The sequence below is a fragment of the Bacillus sp. GM2 genome (genome assembly GCF_056155945.1).
Window position 1 is genome coordinate 520,265 of record NZ_JBRKSZ010000007.1, and the last position, 16,753, is coordinate 537,017.

Below are 16,753 nucleotides of genomic sequence, written 5' to 3' on the forward strand. Positions count from 1 at the left end.
ATGAGCGATTGGTATATCATCATAAATCCAAAGGCGGGAAATGCGACGGCCTTCAGAGTATGGAAATCATTGCAGAAAGACCTTCAAAAGGCAAATATATCGTACCGCTCATTTATGACCCAGCATCCCGGGCATGCTGAAGTGTTGGCAAGGCAAATATCAACGATGCAGGATGACAGGTTGAAGCGTCTGCTGGTGATCGGCGGGGACGGAACCGTCCATGAAGTGCTCAACGGCTTAGTCAGCTTGCGGGACATTCAGCTGAGCGTCATCCCGTCGGGCTTAAATAATGATTTTAAACGCGGCTTTGCCGTGAAAAAATCGAATGTCATCAAGGAAATGAAGCGAAAAGGGGAATCACTGACCCGGACCTATGCCCTCGGAAGCTTTCATACGAAAGACAGTGAAAACGAACTTTATTTTGCCAATCATCTCAGCCTAGGATTTGATGCCTGCGCCGTCAAAAAGATGACTGCTTTGCCGAAATGGACGGCTGCTCTCAGGCTGAATCATTTGATTCAGCCGCTGATTTTCTTTGTTACGGCGTTTACGTTTAAACCGTTTGTTCTTTCGTATGAGAACGGGGATGACAAGCGTACGTTTAAAAAAATCTGGTTTGCGTCGGTTTCAAATCACCCCTACTATGGCGGAGGCATGAAGGTTGCACCGAACGCGAATCCGCGGGATGAGTTTTTAGACGTGATCATTATTGAAGACCACTCCGTATTGAAAAAAGCTGGCCTCTTGTTTGCGATGATATTCGGCAAACACATCGGCAAAAACGGTGTTACGGCATTTAAGACGAAAGAAATTTATTTTCATACGAATGAGCGGGTGCTCTTTCAAGCGGATGGAGAAGTGATCGGCTGGGCGCCCGTTTTCATCAAAACAGGGACCGAATCTCTTCGGTTAAGAGCATAAATCTTTCGAATGAAGGAGAGACTGAGATGCCGGGTATCAGCCGCCCTTTTGAAGCTTATCTCGATGAAATGAGAACGATCACTGTTTTAGTTCCGAAGAGCCGCGCGTTAAACTGCAGCCCCCCTTTTCTGCTTGAAGATGATCAAGGAGAGAGGATAGATCTTTCGGTAAAAGCGACGGAGGAGCTTGAGGAGAAATTCAAGTATGTTCTCCAAAGCAGCCGCCCCGTTCCATTCGGAAGAGTTCACAAAGTATGCTGTGAAGAAAGCGTCTGGACAGACCTGCAAATCGGTTCTGTTACGCGAAGTGCGGCGTTTGATAAGGCTTTTTTTTATGGCGGCCGTCTCGGCGCTTTTTATTCAAAAGAGCGTACTTTATTTAAGGTATGGGCGCCGACCGCGAGTACGGCAGCGATCAAGCTGGAGAGCCCTGATTCGCTTCAAACAAATACTTTTCAAATGACGCGCAGAGAAAAGGGTGTTTTTGAGGTAACGGTCGAAGGCGATCTGAACGGCTGGTCCTATTTATATGAGCTTTATGTAAACGGGACGCCGTTATTGACAGTCGATCCTTATGCGAAAGCTGTTACGGTAAACGGGGAAAAGGGTGTTGTAATAGATCCTGAGGAAGTCAAAATGGAAAAATACCGTGCGCCAAGCCTTCACAGTCCGTGTGATGCGGTTATATATGAGGTTCACATCCGCGATTTTTCGATTCATGAAGACAGCGGTATGCGCCATAAAGGCAAATATCTTGCTTTTACAGAGGACGGAACTGAAACGTCCGGCGGCTTCTCAACGGGAATTGCCTATTTGAAAGAGCTCGGCGTCACCCACATCGAGGTTCTGCCCTTTCACGATTTTGCCGGAGTTGACGAGCTGTCTCCTGACCAATCCTATAATTGGGGCTATAATCCCCTTCATTTTAATGCACCTGAAGGAAGCTATTCGCTCGATCCGCAGAATCCCAAAAGCAGAATCACCGAGCTGAAAACGATGATTCAGACGCTGCACAAACACGGCTTCTCCGTAATCATGGATGCCGTATATAATCATGTGTACAAGAGGGAAACGTCCCCTTTTGAAAAAACGGTTCCCGGGTATTTTTTCAGACATAATGAATACGGTTTTCCAGCAGACGGAACAGGCGTCGGAAATGACATTGCTTCTGAGCGGCTGATGGTGCGAAAATATATTCTCGATTCTGTCCGCTATTGGCTGGAAGAATATGATGTCGACGGAATTCGTTTTGATTTAATGGGCATTCTTGATATTGAAACCGTCCGCCAAATCAGTGAGCTTGCCGAGAATGTGAAGCCGGGCGCGCTCCTGTTCGGAGAAGGCTGGGATTTAAATACCCCGCTTGAAAGCGGGCAAAAAGCAACATTGCAAAATGCCGGAAAAGTTCCGGCGGTCGGCTTTTTTAATGATCGGTTCAGGAACGCAGTCAAAGGGAGTACATTTGAGCTCGGTGACCGCGGATATGCTTTGGGGGACACTGGAAAAAAAGCAGAGCTTCAACATGGAATTGCCGGCTCACCGGGATTCTTGCCGCCGCCACAGTCAATCAATTATGCGGAGTGCCATGACAATCATACGTTTTGGGATAAGATGGCCTTCTGTTCGGAAGAAGATGCCTGCACAAAACGGCTCAGGCAAAGGCTCGCGCTGTCGATCGTCCTGCTTTCGCAAGGCGTCCCGTTTCTTCATGCCGGGCAGGAATTTTGCCGAACAAAGAATGGGGACAGCAACAGCTACAGGTCGGGAGATGGCATCAACAGTCTCGATTGGGAAAAGCGGGCGGAGCTTTGCGAGGATGTCGAATATGTGCGCCGGCTGATCAGGCTGCGGAGAAGCCATCCCGCTTTTCGTCTGCAAAAAGAGGAGGAAGTCAAGGAACATCTTTCTTTTATGAGCGGTACAGGAGAGGTGACGGCCTACAAACTCAAGAACATTGCAGCATTTGATTCTTGGAACGAAATCATAGTGGTGCATTGTCCGTCTGCAAAAAAGGAAACGCTTGAGCTGCCCGCTCAGAAACAGTACTTGCTGCACTGCGATCCTTTTACGTTCTTCAATGGGAAGGTTCAAGCGGAAAAAAGGCTTCGGCTGAACGGCATCGGAACCTACGTTCTATACGAACCAAAAGGGATTTTTTAGTTTTGCTTGACGAAGTTTGGCGTCTAGCGCTAAAATTTAAAAGACGGCTATTGTTTAGCACAAATGACTCTCAATAGCCGTCTTTTTATTTGAATATAAAGAGACGACAATACAAGCGGTTTGCTGCCCGCTCTAGGGAGCAGATGCTTTTTAAAATCTTTTAATGAAATGATGGGTTGAAAATCGATATGAACTGGTTGGGACAATTACTAGGTAGCGAATGGGAGATTTCCCCCGCAGGAGGAGCTACAGGAGACGCATATTATGCAGAACATAATGGACAGCAGCTTTTTTTAAAGCGCAACAGCTCTCCTTTTTTGGCTGTCCTGTCCGCGGAAGGAATTGTTCCTAAGCTCGTTTGGACAAAACGAATGGAAAACGGGGATGTGATTACAGCACAGCACTGGCTTAAGGGAAGAGAGCTGAAGCCGAAGGATATGAACAGCCAGGCGGTGGCTGAGATGCTTCGGAAAATTCACAGCTCCAAAGAGCTTTTAGACATGCTGAAGAGACTCGGCAAGCAGCCTTTTCAGCCAAGCTCTGTAATCACTCAATTGAAGCAGTTTATCCAGGCCCGGCAATATCCGATACCGCAGCTTGACCAAGCCCTTTTGTATCTGGAGCACCATCTCGAAGATGTACAGTCCGGAGAAAAGGTCGTCTGTCACTGTGATGTTAATCATAACAATTGGCTTCTTACAGATCAGAACCAGCTTTATTTAATCGATTGGGATGGAGCGATGATTGCAGATCCCGCGATCGATCTGGGGCCGCTTCTTTATCATTACGTTGAAGAGCGGGAATGGGGAAGCTGGCTCGAACGCTACGGCTCTTCGTTAACGGACAATCTTAGGCTGAGAATGGCCTGGTACGTATTGGCGGAAAAAGCAATGACAACGCTCTGGCAAAAAGCGAAAGGCAATCAGGAAGGCTTTCACCAAGGGCTGGAACAGCTTCACGCATTAATGAAGCGTCTCGCCGGGACTTCATGAAAATGAGTCGATATCTTCCACCCATTGTGTGAGATGATCCTGGTGTTCCTGAATGTGGCTGTTGATCGAAGCGGACGATTTTCCTCTCTGGCTATACAAATAAATGTCTTCGAGAACGCCTTTCAGGCCGGCGTCAAGATTCGTATTTGCCATTAAAGACTTGATAATCCGCTCCACCTGTTCGCATTCAGCGACGGTTCCGGTGCAGTCTGCCTGATGGTCTGAGAGAATGTCTTTTAATAGATGAATCTGATTTTGCTGATTTAAGCCCATAATATTGGCACTTCCCTTCATTCTCGGAGTATATGGATTAAAATGTTCAGAAAGCTGTAATTTATACGCGAAAGACCCGGAGGCCGATCTTCGGTCTTTTTTGCTTTGGAAGAGGCCTTGCGGGATTCCGGTATTTCATGGTATGTTGTAAGACGATATAACAGATAGAGGTGTAAGTACATGCGAATGCGTCACAAGCCTTGGGCGGATGAGTACCTGGCTGAAAACTCTCATATTGTGATCAGCGAGCCGTCTCAATTTAAAGGGAAATGGCATTCCGTTTTTGGAAATGACAACCCGATCCACATCGAAGTAGGAACCGGAAAAGGGCAATTTATTTCAGGAATGGCCCTGCAAAATCCGGATGTAAACTATATCGGAATCGAATTATTTAAAAGCGTCATCGTAACCGCTGTTGATAAAGTAAAACAGACAGAGGCGCCGAATGTAAAGCTTTTGAACATTAATGCCAATATGCTTTCAGACGTTTTTGCAGATGGGGAGGTCAGCCGGGTCTATTTGAATTTTTCCGACCCGTGGCCGAAAAAGCGCCATGCAAAGCGCCGTCTGACCAATCAAGCGTTCTTGAAAAAGTATGAGCAGGTGCTCGGAGGCAAGGGAGCGATTCATTTCAAAACCGATAACCGCGGGTTATTTGAGTACTCCCTTACCAGTTTTTCCGAATACGGACTCGTTTTGACGTTCGTGAGCCTTGATCTGCATCAAAGCGATTTTGAAGGAAACGTGATGACCGAATACGAAGAAAAGTTCGCCGCTAAAGGCCAGCCGATCTACAGAGTCGAAGCTGAATGGCGAACATAAAAAACAGACTGCTTCCGGCGGTCTGTTTTTTTGCTTTCAAATGAAGCTTCGGGTTGCGTTTTTTGCTACGATAGGAGGAGGAGGGATGATCATGGAAACTTTAACAATCGGACGAATCAAGCTGACATGGCTGAACGGAGGCGTCACGCACATGGACGGAGGCGCCATGTTCGGCGTTGTGCCCAAGCCGCTTTGGTCAAAAAAGTATGACGCCAATGAGAAAAATCAGATCGAACTGAGAACAGACCCTATACTTGTTCAGAAAGACGGCACAAATCTGCTGATCGATTCCGGTATCGGGTGCGGCAAACTGACGGATAAGCAGAAACGAAATTACGGGGTCACCGAAGAATCGTCAATTGCTGAATCGTTAAAAGCACTCGGGCTCTCAACGGAAGATATCAACGCCGTTCTGATGACACATCTCCACTTTGACCATGCATGCGGATTGACGCGCTATGAGGGAGAAAGCCTTGTTTCCGTGTTTCCGAATGCAGCGATTTACACGTCTGCGATCGAATGGGAAGAGATGAGAAATCCGAATATCCGCTCCAAAAATACATATTGGAAAGAAAACTGGGAAGCGGTTCAGCATCAAGTGAGGACCTTCGATGAGAAGCTTGAAGTTTTGCCCGGAATTACGATGCATCATACAGGCGGCCACAGCGACGGCCATTCCGTGATCGTTCTCGAGGATGCCGGCGAAACGGCCCTTCATATGGCTGACATTATGCCGACGCACGCCCATCAGAATCCTCTCTGGGTGCTGGCGTACGACGATTATCCGATGACATCGATTGCGGCGAAGCAAGAATGGCAGGCGAAAGCCGCCGAGAAAAACGCCTGGTACATTTTTTACCATGACGCCATTTACAGGGCATTAAAATGGGATGAAAACGGCGAGATTGCAGAGTCAGTAAAAAGAGAAAGGCGCTAAGCTATTTTGGTGAATGGTTTGCTTTGTTGTTATCCATCCTAAGGATAACTAACTTGTGAAAGGAAGACGACGGGTGAGCCACAATAAACTGAATGAACAAGTGATCGAGACGCAATTAAGAGGATTTGAAGTCCTTGCGACGCCCCTGCTGAACAAAGGGGTTGCCTTCCCTCCGGAGGAAAGGGAAGCTCTCGGCTTGACAGGATTGCTTCCTCCCAAGGTGCTGACGCTTGAAGAACAGGCAAAACGGGCGTATAAACAGTTCCAATCACAGCCTGATGACTTGAGCAAAAACGTCTATTTAACGGCGCTTCATGATCGAAATGAAGTGCTGTTCTACAGGCTTCTGAACGACCATATGACAGAAATGCTGCCGATTGTATATACCCCGACTGTCGGAACGGCAATCCAGCAATACAGCCATGAATACAGAAAGCCGCGGGGGCTGTTTTTGTCGGTTCATGACCCTGAAGGCATGAAAACGGCATTTGAAAATCTGGCCGCTAAAAAAAGCCGGATCGATTTGATCGTGGCCACTGATGCTGAAGGAATTCTCGGAATCGGGGATTGGGGAGTCGGAGGCATCGCCATTTCGGTCGGAAAGCTTGCCGTTTATACTGCGGCTGCGGGCATCGATCCTAGCAGGGTCCTTCCCGTTGTCATTGATGCGGGGACGAACCAGGAAAGGCTTCTCAATGATCCGCTTTATGTCGGGAATCAGCATTCAAGGATCAGAGGCGAGCGTTATGAATCGTTTATTGATCAATACGTTCAAATCGCAACCGAGACGTTTCCGGGCGTTTTGCTGCATTGGGAAGATTTCGGAACGCAAAATGCCCGTCAGATTTTGAAAAAATACAAAGACAAAATTTGCACCTTTAACGACGACATTCAAGGCACAGGAGCAGTAACCCTCGCAGCGGTGCTTGCGGCCGTCAAAATATCGAAAATGCCCCTGAAGGATCATAAAGTGGTCATATTCGGAGCGGGGACGGCCGGAATCGGCAACGCAGAGCAAATTCGCGCCGCTCTCGTTCAAGAGGGGGTGTCGGAAGAGGAATCATACCGCCGTTTTTGGTGTGTTGACCGGAACGGTTTGCTGACAGATGATATGAACGACTTGCAGGACATTCAAAAGCCGTATGCACGGCCTGCCGACGAGATCAAAGACTTCAGCCGGAACGGCCCGGGGGATACAATCGATCTGCTTGAGGTGGTAAAACAAGTGCAGCCTACCATTTTGATTGGAACCTCTACTGTATCGGGCGCATTTACAGAAGAAATCGTAAAAGAAATGGCAAAGCATGTGAAACGGCCGGCTATATTCCCGATGTCCAATCCGACGCCGTTATCTGAAGCAAAGCCTGAAGATTTGATCAAATGGACGGAAGGGCGGGCGCTCGTCGCCACAGGAAGCCCGTTTGAGCCTGTCGATTACAACGGCACCCGTTATGCGATCGGCCAGGCGAACAATGCCTTTGTATTCCCCGGTCTCGGGCTCGGAACGCTCGTATCTAAAGCAAGGCTGATTACGGACAACATGTTTTACGCCAGCGCAGCTGCGATCGCGGGCATGGTTGATACCGGCCGGCCCGGCGCCGCGCTCCTTCCGGAGGTTGAGAATTTGCGCACGGTTTCCGCAACAGTGGCAACGGCTGTCATCAAAGCAGCCATAAAAGACAGAGTGGCAGAAAATGAGCCGGACGATGTGATTCAAGCGGTGCAGGATGCGATGTGGCATCCGGTCTATCGGCCGATTCGCGCCATATAAAAAAATGCGGCCTGAAATGGCCGCATTTTTTTGATGCTATGCTGCGGTATCAATCACATCTACGATCATGCCTGTTTTCGCATCAACCATGACTTCGTACTGTTCAAGCTCTCCGAAAGCGGAACGTGTAATGCCTGTTTTGTACACCATGACGGTTTCGCCGTTTACGGTATAGGCTTCCGGAACGGTATATATCCATGAACCGTCGATCGGGCCTCTCTGTTTAAAAGCGGACTTGACGATGCGCAGCGCTTTTTCAGAAGAAATGTAAGGCTGCATGACATATTGTTTGACAACAACGGCCGCGGCAATGCCGATGCCGGCCCCAAGAAGAAAATGGCGCAGTTTCATCTTTTCAGCACCTCCAAAGCTTGTTTTTTTCATTATACAGAACATGTCCGTCCGTGTTAAGGATGGGCTCTCTTCTGGAAACACATCGCACACTTATGTAAAATGTAGAGAGATACATAAGAAAAGAGGGAAACAGATGAATCAGGAAACGAGAACGCTTTTTCAAACGCTGACGGAGCTCCCCGGCGCCCCGGGAAATGAACATCTAGTCCGTCGTTTCATGAAAAAAGAGCTTGAAAAATATGCTGATGAGATCCTCCAGGACAGACTGGGAAGCGTGTTCGGCGTTAAACATGGACCTGAAGGCAGTCCGAAAATTATGGTGGCCGGCCATATGGATGAAGTGGGATTTATGGTTACATCAATCACAGACAACGGACTGCTTCGGTTTCAAACACTGGGCGGCTGGTGGAGCCAGGTTTTATTGGCTCAGCGGGTGGAAATCCATACGGACAACGGGCCGATCCCCGGCGTCATTGCGAGCACGCCTCCTCATCTTTTAACAGATGAGCAGAGGAGACGTCCGATGGATATCAAAAACATGATGATTGATATTGGTGCGGATGATAGGGAAGATGCAGAACGCATCGGTGTCAAACCAGGCCAGCAAATCGTGCCGATCTGTCCGTTTACCCCGATGGCAAATGAAAAGAAGATCATGGCTAAAGCATGGGATAACCGCTACGGCTGCGGCCTCAGCATTGAGTTGCTGAAAGAACTGCAGGGAGCAGAACTTCCGAACACGCTTTACTCAGGTGCGACCGTCCAGGAAGAGCTCGGCACAAGAGGTGCGCAAACTGCGGCCAATATGATACAGCCTGACTTGTTTTTCGCGCTTGATGCAAGTCCGGCAAACGATGCGAGCGGCGACAAAAATCAATTTGGCCAGCTAGGCAAAGGAGTGCTGTTAAGGATTTTCGACCGGACGATGGTGACGCACAGCGAAATGAGAAATTTTGTGCTGGATACGGCAGAGACTCATGACATCCCGTATCAATATTTTGTTTCCCCTGGAGGAACCGATGCCGGCCGTGTTCACATCTCAAATGAAGGCGTTCCTTCGGCCGTGATCGGCATTTGTTCAAGATATATCCATACATCTGCTTCCATTATCCACGTTGATGACTACCTTGCTGCAAAAGAATTGCTGATCAAGCTTGTCAAAGCTTGCGACAGCTCTGCCGTACAGTCGATTTTGCGAAATGATTAAACAAAGAGACCCTGTGCCGCTTTACGCACAGGGTCTCTTTTTGATGATACAGCTACCGGCTTTCAAATACGTATGACAACGATTTTATCGCCTGATTGACAGTTTCTACAGTAATGTTCGCTTTGTTTGACAGTTCTTTTAACGGATGATGGAGTGACTCAGGACGGATGATGATCAGCGGCTTGCCTTTGGCAATCGCGTATGAAGCATCCATCGCCGTGTTCCATTGCTTGTATTTTTCCCCGAAAAGAGCGATGACCACATCCGCCTTGTTCATTAAAACGGAAGTTCTAAAATTGTTCAAATCCGAGGCTGCATCATCTTTCGCGATCGAATCAGCCTGCTTGCCCATAATTTCTTCACCGATGTTGTCGGAGCGGTCGTGATTTTCCATCGGTCCGACAAACGTGATCGGCAGCTTGAGCGATTTTGCTTTTTCCTTCACTTCTTCACGCCAATTGCTATGTATTTCTCCGGCAAGATAAACGATAAATTCCATACATGCTCCTCCTGACTGTCATGGGATCACGGCGCAAGGCGCCTTAACGGATATTTTTACCCTATTACTTACCATGTTAAACGAGAATAGCTTGATAAAGCAAAAAAATTATGCTTATGATATGAAAGAGGATCGGATCGTTAAGATTTTCCCTTTTTAAAACGGGTAAGATACATAAAGAATCGTCCATCTTTTAAAAAAGCCGGTGGATAGCAAAAGGCTGGCGATAGAGCCGGTTGTCTGGTATGATCCGAATGGATGATAAGAACATATATTGGAGGCGTTGAGCGATGAAAACAATCGAGACGAATGAAGAACTGCAAAAAGTTGTGAAAGACGATTTATCCTTGTTGATGTTTTCGGCTGACTGGTGTCCGGACTGCCGTTTTGTAGAACCGTTTTTGCCTGAGCTTGAAGCGAACTATCCGGAATTTACATTCTATTATGTTGACCGCGACAAATTTATTGATACGTGCGCGGAGTGGGACATTTTCGGAATCCCGAGCTTCCTCGTATTTAAAGAAGGAAACGAAATCAGCCGTTTTGTCAGCAAAGACCGAAAAACGAAAGAGGAAATCGAGCAATTTTTGACAGATTCACTGAATAAGTAGCCGAAAGGAGAGTTCCTCTATGAAAATGACGTCAAGGAAACTTTCCGATATATTAAAAAAACGTTTGCAAAATGACAACTGGTCCTTTCATTTCGACAGGGAAAAAGACACCTTGAGAATCGAGGATCAAAACACAGGAAAAGGCATTACACTCGAACTCCCGGGGATCATCGCCAAATGGGAGCAGAAAAAAGATGATGCGATTGACGAAGTCGTCTATTATACTGAGGAAGCGCTCAATGCCATGAAAGGCCAGTCGCAGGAAATGGAAGGGCGGGAAAGTCTCATCTATCCCGTCATCCGCTCGACTTCCTTTCCCGAGAAGTCCAGCGCAGGCGTTCCCTTGGTTTTTGACGGCCACACGGCTGAAACACGAATTTACTACGCGCTCGACCTTGGCAACACATACCGGCTGATCGACGAACAAATGCTTGAAAAAGAGGGCTGGACAAAGGAAAGGATTCGGGAAACGGCTTCCTTTAACCTTCGCTCGCTCCAAACCGTTGTCAAAGAAGACGCAGTCGCCGGCAATCACTTCTACTTTTTCAGAGCAAATGACGGCTATGACGCCAGCAGGGTGTTGAACGAATCGATTCTCGCAGAGTATGAGAAAAGCGCGGAAGGGACTCTGGCGGTGTCAATCCCGCACCAGGATGTGCTGATTATTGCCGACATCCGCAACAATGCCGGATACGATATTCTCGGGCAAATGTCGATGAGCTTTTTTGCAAACGGAACAGTGCCGATCACTGCGCTTTCTTTCCTTTATGAGGATGGAAAGCTTGAACCAATCTTTATTCTGGCTAAAAACCGCCCTAAAAAGAAATGATAGAAAGGAATTTTTCTCATGAACGCATTTTATAATCCAGAAGGCGTAGGCGATACGCTGCTCATCTCATTGAACGATATTCCGCGCGAAGAGATTGCTTTTGAGCGCTGCGGAGACGTTGTGAAAATTTTTCATAAAGACACAAAGGAAACAGCAGGCTATAACGTTTTTAATCTCTCCTCATATTTGAGCATTGAGGAAAGCGGAGCTGTTGCGCTTTCCGAATCCTTTGTCCAAGATGTGAATGAAATTCTGGTCCGCAACGGTTTGAAAGATGAGCTGACCGTCGATCTTTCTCCGAAGTTTGTGGTCGGATATGTCGAAGAAAAAGAAAAGCATCCGAATGCCGATAAATTGAGTGTCTGCAAAGTGAATGTAGGGAGCGAGACGCTGCAAATCGTCTGCGGAGCTCCTAATGTTGAAGCCGGCCAAAAAGTTGTCGTAGCCAAAGTCGGAGCCGTGATGCCGAGCGGTATGATTATTAAAGATGCGGAACTTCGCGGAGTGGCGTCAAGCGGAATGATTTGTTCTGCCAAGGAGCTGAACCTCCCAGACGCGCCGAAGGAAAAAGGCATTCTTGTCCTTGATGACAGCCGTAAAGCAGGAGAAGCTTTTACATTTTAACGGCATAAAATGAACAAAACTTTCGAATAGATGTAAAAAAGAAGCCGCTGGGTAGATAAACTTGGCGGCTTTTTTATTCGGAGGGCGGACACATGAGAAGGACTTGTCCTTTTCTGGGTGGGGAAGCAGTGGTATACTTAAAACCGTCCCCGAAAAATTTAAGGGAGTTAGAGAGTGATGATTCATGAGCTGGTTTAATAAAATGTTCAGCCTGTTTTTAGGCGATGATGAAGATAATGAAAAACAAAAAAAACACATAGAAGAGTTTGAGGCGGATTCATTTATAGAGAAAGACGAAGAAATGCCGCAAATATCCGACGCAAAAGTCGTATATGAATATCCAAAAGGGAAGTTCCGTTTCCCGGTTATACCTGATCAAAACTCGCGGCCGCGGGAAAAGGATGACAGCCGCGAACAAAGGACCCGTCGCCCGGCAAGCCGGCACACAGCTTCTCAGCCGAAACCCGGCAATTCCTATCATCATGAAGAGAAAGCGGCGAAAAAACCCTTTAGGCCGTCTGTCATCCCGTCACCGGTTTACGGCTTTCATGAACAGAAAAGAGCCAAACCGGAAAATTATACATATCGTGCAAACAATCAAATGGAAGCGCGTGTTACGCTGTTTAACGAAGAAATTGAAAAAGAGCAGAAGGTTGCCGGAAATAAGCAGCCGGTACGAGAAGAACCTTCCTTGCAAACTGAAAAGAACGGCCGTCCGCTGACTAAAAGCGAGAGCCGCAATCCGGAGTGGCGGGCCGAATTTGAAGATGTCCCGCATATGTCGGAGGAAACGGAAATCCGCCGAGAGCGAATCACAGAAGTCGGCGAAGTCGCTGAAGAAAAAGTGCTGCGGCATGAATCCGAACGAACGGAAACCCCTGTCTCAACGCATATTCCGGAAGAAACGAAAATCCGCCGAGAGCGAATGACAGAAGGCGGCGGGCTCGCTGAAGAAAAAGTGCTGCGGCATGAATCCGAACGAACGGAAACCCTTGTCTCAACACATATTCCGGAAGAAACGGAAATCCGCCGTGAGCGAATGACAGAAGATTCCGGGCTCGCCGAAGAGAAAGCGCTGCGGTATGAAGCTGAAGAAGAGACAGCCACCGCATCATGGAACATAACGGAAGAAGAAGCAATCCCCGCTCAACAAACGCCGGAACAAATCGAAAAGCTTTTGGATAAGATTGGGGAAACCGGAGAAGAGAAGGAAACTGCAGAGGATGCAGAAGCCGTTACGGAAGAACAAGTGGAGACTAACGGCTCGGACGAAATGCGTCCTGACCCGGAAGCTTCAATTCCGGAAGAGCCGTACACTCATGGCCGCAGCTCTGAAATATCCGCCCAGAGCGATGGTCCTTCCGATATCAAAAACCGGACAGATTCCCATGCGCCGGCTGACGTTATTGAAGAAAGCGGAAGCAGCCAGGCTGGCTGGAAACAAGAGCAGGCATCATTTTCACCGGAATCGGAAGAGACAGTGTCAAGCGCGGGTGAACCCGAAAACAGCGAACTGGACCGGGAGAGTACAAGGACAAATGAGGGGCGGCCTGAAGTTCCGCGGAAGCGGGAAACAGGAGCTGCTCCGGGATCGAAGAAAGGCTCTGTTCCGTTTAATGTCATGATGCTTGCATCAGATAAACAAAAAGAAAAAGCGCCTCAAGGATATCAGTTCCCGAATATGTCTTTGCTTGATGTGCCGCCGGCGCAAAAGCAGGATGATCAGGCCTGGATACACGAGCAGCGCGAGCTGTTGGACGTCACGCTTGAGAACTTCAATGTCAAAGCAAATGTCGTTCATGTCACCCAGGGGCCTTCTGTGACAAGATTTGAGGTGCATCCTGAACCCGGAGTGAAAGTCAACAAAATTACAAACCTGTCAGATGATATTAAACTTAGCCTGTCAGCGAAAGATATTCGGATCGAAGCGCCGATTCCGGGAAAAAATACGATCGGAATTGAAGTGCCGAATCTGCATAGTAAAATGGTTTATTTGCGCGAAATGATCAGAAGTTCGGAATTCAGAACGAATCCGTCTCCTCTGACCGCAGCCCTCGGACTCGACATTTCCGGAAAGCCCGTTGTGGCAGATCTGAAAAAAATGCCCCACGGTTTGATTGCCGGGGCTACGGGATCAGGGAAAAGCGTATGCATCAACACGATCTTAGTCAGTCTGCTGTTCAAAGCGGCGCCGAGGGATGTAAAGCTTCTGCTTATCGATCCTAAGATGGTGGAGCTTGCTCCGTATAATAAAATTCCTCATCTCGTCAGTCCTGTCATCACAGATGCCAAAGCGGCAACTGCTGCATTAAAATGGGTTGTCGAAGAAATGGAGCGGCGCTATGAATTATTTGCCCATTCCGGTGTTCGGGAAATTGAACGATTTAATGAAAAAGTCCGGGAACAGAACATGGGTGAAAAACTTCCTTATCTTGTTGTCGTGATTGATGAACTTGCCGACTTAATGATGGTCGCTCCGAATGAAGTGGAAGAAAGCATCTGCCGAATCGCACAAAAAGCAAGAGCGTGCGGCATCCATCTTCTGATCGCGACGCAGCGGCCTTCAGTTGATGTCATTACCGGCTTGATTAAAGCCAATATACCAACAAGAATAGCATTTTCTGTATCAAGTGCCGTCGATTCAAGAACGATTATCGATATGGCGGGAGCTGAAAAGCTGCTTGGAAAAGGAGATATGCTGTTCTTGGAGAACGGTTCAGGCAAACCGGTCCGCCTGCAGGGCAACTTTGTTTCCGACCGGGAGATTGACCGTGTCGTTTCACATGTCAGACGGCAGCAGGAGCCGAACTATTTATTTGAACAGGAACAATTGGTCAGACAAAATCCGGCCGGATTTGATCAGGATGAACTGTTTCTTGAAGCGTGCGAATTTGCCGTGGAACAAAACAGCGCCAGCACTTCAAGCCTGCAGCGGCGCTTCCGCATCGGCTATAACAGAGCTGCCAGATTAATCGATATGATGGAAAGGGAAGGCATGATTTCTGAGGCGAAAGGAAGTAAGCCGAGAGAAGTCCTGATTACAAAGGCCGACCTGGAACAGTTAATAGAAAGTAGTTCACTTTTCGGCTAAACATGGTATGATAGCAGATGGGCGTGTTTTTTTAGAGCGCCGCATATTAAAGCGCCGGCAGCGGCGTTTTAATCCGTTTTTAAGAGCACTTCCGTGAAAGGGTTCAAAAAAATCCTTTACGCAGGAGGTTTATTCACTCTTGAAAATGTCTGATACTGAATATAATGATGACTTTGAAGAAAACGATGCGGCCGGGTTTAGGTTGCAAATTGAAATAAGCGTCATATACTGGGAAGCAGATAGACGTTTGTTGGAGGTACAATTATGACTGTTTATCATTTTGTCGGAATAAAAGGGACAGGTATGAGTCCGCTTGCCCAAATTCTCCATGATAATGGATATAATGTCCAAGGATCGGATATCGAAAAGTACATTTTTACACAAACCGCTTTAGAGGAGAGAAATATCCCGATATATCCGTTTGATCCGGAAAATATCAAGCCGGGAATGACTGTCATTGCCGGAAATGCTTTTCCCGACACCCATCCTGAAATTGAAAAAGCGCAAGCCGAAGGCCTGCCAGTCGTGCGGTACCATAAATTTCTCGGCGACTATCTGAAGAAATTTACGAGCATTGCCGTTACAGGGGCACATGGCAAAACGTCAACGACGGGTCTTTTATCCCATGTCATCCAGAAAGCAAAACCGACATCTTATCTGATTGGAGACGGGACTGGAAAAGGCTGCGAAAACAGCGAGTACTTTGTGCTTGAAGCCTGTGAATACAGAAGGCATTTTCTGAGCTATCAGCCTGATTATGCGATCATGACAAATATTGATTTTGATCATCCCGATTATTTCGCGAATATCGATGATGTATTCGACGCATTTCAAACGATGGCATTACAGGTGAACAAGGGAATTATCGCATGCGGAGACGACGAGTATTTGATGAAAATCCATGCGAACGTTCCAGTCGTATACTACGGCTTTGCCGAGGAAAACGATTTTCAGGCGAGAAATGTCATCAAAAATACCGAGGGCACAACGTTCGATGTTTTCGTCAGGAACACATTCTACGATACCTTCTATATACCGGCATACGGCAGCCATAACGTTCTGAACGCTTTGGCCGTCATCGCACTCTGCCATTATGAAGAGGTCGATGTCGATATCATTAAAGAAGGATTGCAAACCTTTGGCGGCGTTAAACGCAGATTTAACGAAAAACATGCCGGCAGCCAAGTGCTGATTGACGATTATGCCCATCATCCGACTGAAATCACGGTGACGATTGAAGCAGCCAGACAGAAGTATCCGGAACGGGACGTTGTCGCAGTATTTCAACCGCATACATTTACGCGCACGCAGTCGTTCCTGAATGAGTTTGCCGAAAGCCTCAAGAAAGCCGATTATGTATATCTTTGCGATATATTCGGATCTGCCCGGGAAAATGCAGGAAAGCTGACGATCGGCGATTTGCAGGAGAAAATCCCGCAGGCGAAGCTGATCGATGAAAATGACACATCGATTTTGAAGGAGCATGAACATGCAGTGTTAATTTTCATGGGCGCAGGTGACATTCAAAAGTATTTAAAAGCATATGAAAATGTATTAGCATAATTAGAAAAAGGCAGTGTGAGTCAATCCGCTGCTTTTTTGTACATATGGAGCCGGGAGTTTCTGTTAAAGGAATTCTCCCGTGCGTGTAGAAAAAGTAAAT

The 16,753-nt window shown here is 47.4% G+C and carries 15 protein-coding genes; 12 read left to right on the top strand and 3 right to left on the bottom strand.

Annotation, left to right across the window (positions count from 1 at the left end; translation table 11 throughout):
• The 3 genes from ACVC9U_RS03645 (at position 1) to ACVC9U_RS03655 (ending at position 4,072) form a co-directional block, all read left to right on the top strand.
• A complete protein-coding gene (locus tag ACVC9U_RS03645) occupies positions 1-921 on the top strand; it encodes a YegS/Rv2252/BmrU family lipid kinase (RefSeq protein WP_075751910.1) in 921 nt (306 codons plus the stop codon).
• Positions 922-947: 26 nt separating this feature from the next.
• Positions 948-3,080 carry a type I pullulanase gene (gene pulA / locus ACVC9U_RS03650; RefSeq protein WP_075751911.1) on the top strand — a complete coding sequence of 711 codons (2,133 nt, stop codon included), beginning with the start codon at positions 948-950 and terminating at the stop codon, positions 3,078-3,080.
• Between the two features lie 188 nt (positions 3,081-3,268).
• Entirely contained in the window at positions 3,269-4,072 is an 804-nt protein-coding gene (locus tag ACVC9U_RS03655; protein ID WP_075752481.1) for a phosphotransferase family protein, read from the top strand.
• Here ACVC9U_RS03655 and ACVC9U_RS03660 read toward each other — a convergent pair.
• Positions 4,067-4,345: a YtzH-like family protein gene (locus ACVC9U_RS03660; RefSeq protein ID WP_075751912.1), complete on the bottom strand. Its 279-nt coding sequence runs from the start codon at positions 4,343-4,345 to the stop codon at positions 4,067-4,069. The genes ACVC9U_RS03655 and ACVC9U_RS03660 overlap by 6 nt on opposite strands.
• 180 nt (positions 4,346-4,525) lie before the next feature.
• Here ACVC9U_RS03660 and trmB point away from each other — a divergent pair, with 180 nt between their 5' ends.
• The 3 genes from trmB (at position 4,526) to ACVC9U_RS03675 (ending at position 7,875) form a co-directional block, all read left to right on the top strand.
• On the top strand, positions 4,526-5,167 hold the full coding sequence (gene trmB, locus ACVC9U_RS03665) for a tRNA (guanosine(46)-N7)-methyltransferase TrmB (protein ID WP_075751913.1): 642 nt from the start codon (positions 4,526-4,528) through the stop codon (positions 5,165-5,167).
• A gap of 91 nt (positions 5,168-5,258) precedes the next feature.
• Positions 5,259-6,104, top strand: coding sequence for a YtnP family quorum-quenching lactonase (locus tag ACVC9U_RS03670; RefSeq protein ID WP_075752483.1), 846 nt, complete (start codon positions 5,259-5,261; stop codon positions 6,102-6,104).
• A gap of 73 nt (positions 6,105-6,177) precedes the next feature.
• A complete protein-coding gene (locus ACVC9U_RS03675; protein WP_441390131.1) occupies positions 6,178-7,875 on the top strand; it encodes an NAD-dependent malic enzyme in 1,698 nt (565 codons plus the stop codon).
• A gap of 36 nt (positions 7,876-7,911) precedes the next feature.
• On the opposite strand, the gene ACVC9U_RS03680 is transcribed toward ACVC9U_RS03675, so the two are convergent.
• Positions 7,912-8,226, bottom strand: coding sequence for a PepSY domain-containing protein (locus ACVC9U_RS03680; protein ID WP_020452616.1), 315 nt, complete (start codon positions 8,224-8,226; stop codon positions 7,912-7,914).
• Positions 8,227-8,362: 136 nt separating this feature from the next.
• Here ACVC9U_RS03680 and ACVC9U_RS03685 point away from each other — a divergent pair, with 136 nt between their 5' ends.
• The gene (locus tag ACVC9U_RS03685) at positions 8,363-9,436 is read left to right on the top strand and encodes a M42 family metallopeptidase (RefSeq protein WP_075751915.1); all 1,074 of its coding nucleotides are present in this window, start codon (positions 8,363-8,365) and stop codon (positions 9,434-9,436) included.
• A 52-nt stretch (positions 9,437-9,488) separates the two neighbouring features.
• Here the strand turns inward: ACVC9U_RS03685 and ACVC9U_RS03690 are convergent, their stop codons facing one another.
• The gene (locus ACVC9U_RS03690; RefSeq protein ID WP_020452614.1) at positions 9,489-9,935 is read right to left on the bottom strand and encodes a YtoQ family protein; all 447 of its coding nucleotides are present in this window, start codon (positions 9,933-9,935) and stop codon (positions 9,489-9,491) included.
• A gap of 290 nt (positions 9,936-10,225) precedes the next feature.
• Here ACVC9U_RS03690 and ACVC9U_RS03695 point away from each other — a divergent pair, with 290 nt between their 5' ends.
• From ACVC9U_RS03695 to murC, 5 genes are all read left to right on the top strand, one after another.
• A complete protein-coding gene (locus ACVC9U_RS03695; protein ID WP_003184462.1) occupies positions 10,226-10,546 on the top strand; it encodes a thioredoxin family protein in 321 nt (106 codons plus the stop codon).
• A 19-nt stretch (positions 10,547-10,565) separates the two neighbouring features.
• Positions 10,566-11,375 carry a DUF1444 domain-containing protein gene (locus tag ACVC9U_RS03700; RefSeq protein WP_075751916.1) on the top strand — a complete coding sequence of 270 codons (810 nt, stop codon included), beginning with the start codon at positions 10,566-10,568 and terminating at the stop codon, positions 11,373-11,375.
• Between the two features lie 18 nt (positions 11,376-11,393).
• On the top strand, positions 11,394-11,999 hold the full coding sequence (ytpR, locus tag ACVC9U_RS03705) for a YtpR family tRNA-binding protein (protein WP_075751917.1): 606 nt from the start codon (positions 11,394-11,396) through the stop codon (positions 11,997-11,999).
• 184 nt (positions 12,000-12,183) lie between these two features.
• Complete coding sequence (locus ACVC9U_RS03710) at positions 12,184-15,090, top strand: DNA translocase FtsK (RefSeq protein WP_075751918.1); 2,907 nt, start codon at positions 12,184-12,186, stop codon at positions 15,088-15,090.
• Between the two features lie 264 nt (positions 15,091-15,354).
• Positions 15,355-16,653: a UDP-N-acetylmuramate--L-alanine ligase gene (gene murC, locus ACVC9U_RS03715; protein ID WP_075751919.1), complete on the top strand. Its 1,299-nt coding sequence runs from the start codon at positions 15,355-15,357 to the stop codon at positions 16,651-16,653.
• Positions 16,654-16,753: the final 100 nt, after the last annotated feature.

Coding starts and splice junctions, on each gene's coding strand:
- ACVC9U_RS03710 (WP_075751918.1), top strand. CDS start 12,184: ATGAGCTGGTTTAATAAAATGTTCAGCCTGTTTTTAGGCGATGATGAA.
- ACVC9U_RS03660 (WP_075751912.1), bottom strand. CDS start 4,345: ATGGGCTTAAATCAGCAAAATCAGATTCATCTATTAAAAGACATTCTC.
- ACVC9U_RS03695 (WP_003184462.1), top strand. CDS start 10,226: ATGAAAACAATCGAGACGAATGAAGAACTGCAAAAAGTTGTGAAAGAC.
- ytpR (WP_075751917.1), top strand. CDS start 11,394: ATGAACGCATTTTATAATCCAGAAGGCGTAGGCGATACGCTGCTCATC.
- pulA (WP_075751911.1), top strand. CDS start 948: ATGCCGGGTATCAGCCGCCCTTTTGAAGCTTATCTCGATGAAATGAGA.
- trmB (WP_075751913.1), top strand. CDS start 4,526: ATGCGAATGCGTCACAAGCCTTGGGCGGATGAGTACCTGGCTGAAAAC.
- ACVC9U_RS03655 (WP_075752481.1), top strand. CDS start 3,269: ATGAACTGGTTGGGACAATTACTAGGTAGCGAATGGGAGATTTCCCCC.
- ACVC9U_RS03690 (WP_020452614.1), bottom strand. CDS start 9,935: ATGGAATTTATCGTTTATCTTGCCGGAGAAATACATAGCAATTGGCGT.
- ACVC9U_RS03700 (WP_075751916.1), top strand. CDS start 10,566: ATGAAAATGACGTCAAGGAAACTTTCCGATATATTAAAAAAACGTTTG.
- murC (WP_075751919.1), top strand. CDS start 15,355: ATGACTGTTTATCATTTTGTCGGAATAAAAGGGACAGGTATGAGTCCG.
- ACVC9U_RS03670 (WP_075752483.1), top strand. CDS start 5,259: ATGGAAACTTTAACAATCGGACGAATCAAGCTGACATGGCTGAACGGA.
- ACVC9U_RS03680 (WP_020452616.1), bottom strand. CDS start 8,226: ATGAAACTGCGCCATTTTCTTCTTGGGGCCGGCATCGGCATTGCCGCG.
- ACVC9U_RS03645 (WP_075751910.1), top strand. CDS start 1: ATGAGCGATTGGTATATCATCATAAATCCAAAGGCGGGAAATGCGACG.
- ACVC9U_RS03685 (WP_075751915.1), top strand. CDS start 8,363: ATGAATCAGGAAACGAGAACGCTTTTTCAAACGCTGACGGAGCTCCCC.